Origin of the sequence: Bergeriella denitrificans NBRC 102155, assembly GCF_001592185.1 — a bacterium.
Taxonomy (GTDB): Bacteria; Pseudomonadota; Gammaproteobacteria; order Burkholderiales; family Neisseriaceae; genus Neisseria; species Neisseria denitrificans.
Genome location: NZ_BCWL01000327.1, coordinates 1 through 1,297, shown reverse-complemented (window position 1 = coordinate 1,297; position 1,297 = coordinate 1). Strand labels below are relative to the sequence as shown.

General features: G+C 49.3%; 2 protein-coding genes. Both read left to right on the top strand.

Features of this window, described 5'->3' with window-relative positions:
- The first annotated feature begins 230 nt into the window (after positions 1-230).
- Positions 231-1,076, top strand: a complete 846-nt coding sequence (locus tag BDE01S_RS10580) for a GNAT family N-acetyltransferase (protein WP_066081360.1) — start codon at positions 231-233, stop codon at positions 1,074-1,076.
- A gap of 57 nt (positions 1,077-1,133) precedes the next feature.
- Positions 1,134-1,280, top strand: coding sequence for a hypothetical protein (locus BDE01S_RS11460; protein ID WP_169798096.1), 147 nt, complete (start codon positions 1,134-1,136; stop codon positions 1,278-1,280).
- Positions 1,281-1,297: the final 17 nt, after the last annotated feature.

Sequence of the window (1,297 nt, the reverse complement as noted above, 5' to 3'; positions counted from 1 at the left end):
AAATTACGGCAGGCACTATTCAGTATGATTCAAAAGAAAGGGAAACTTTGCGATAAATAGGCGCGGTCAGGCTACGAGTGTGAAGGTGTCTTGATTTGTAGTCGATTGTAATGAATATTTATTTCAAATTTTGGACAAAATATCTAAATTTCGGCTCTTTTTCCACACAAACATATAAGAAAACCGGGCGGCTCAGGTATAATTAGAATTATTTTTTGGGGAAATGAGCGATGTTGGTTTGTAATCCTTACGAAGTTGTGATTCACGGTACCACGACCAAAGGCAAAGTATTCCGACCCAGCGACTGGGCGGAGCGTTTGTGCGGTATTTTGTCGTCTTTCGATAAAGACAACAGGCTGTCGTATTCGCAATGGGTGCGCCCGATTTTGGTGGATAAGGTGCGCTGTGTGGCTGTGGATAAAAAGCTGGAAGAAACCAATCCTGCCATGTTCCGCTTTTTGATGGATTTTGCGGCAGATAATGATTTGCGGATTATCGACTGCAAAACCTTATTGGAGGAGCGTGCGGAGGCCGGAGAGAGCGAGCCGTCTCAGGAGCGTGTGCTGCTGGCGCAGGCGATTGAGGAAAAACATGCGGCGGAGCAGCAGAAGAAAGCGGAGAGTGCTGCCGCTGCGGTCGGTATGTTGCGGGAAATTTCTGAGGAAGAAACGGTTACGGCTTTTGCGGCTTTGAGCGTGTTGCGTTCGTCGCTGACCGACATCCACCGCTTTGTCGAGCAAATCAATAGCCACCAGCGTCCTGCCGGATACCGCCTGCTCGGTATTTTTGAAGAGGGTAAACAGAATGCGGTAGCCGTGTGTGGCTTCCATGTGGCCTACAATTTGGCGAGCGGACACCATATCCATATCGACGATATCGTGACGATGCCGCAAAACCGCCGCAAAGGTTATGCTTCGCGCCTGCTGGAAGAAGTGCGCCGTATCGGTGCGGAAGCGGGGATTGAGAAAATCCATCTGAATGTACATGTCAGCCAAGACCGCGCGGATGCCCACCGCCTGTATTTCAAAAACGGATTTGAAATCATGGCCTACCATTTCCGCCGCAGTACCAAGTAAATCCGAAGCCGTCTGAAAATGTCGATTTTCAGACGGCTTGTTCAACAGGAGTCAGCGATGAAGTTAAGCAAAGTGATATTATTGTCGGCAATGGCCGTTATGTTGGCCGCGTGCGCCGGCGGTTTGTCTTCCGGCGGAACGAACGAGTTTTACGGTGAAATCAAAACCGGTATCGAAAGCAGCCATACGCGCATCGGCAGATAAATATATAGTCGGAGACA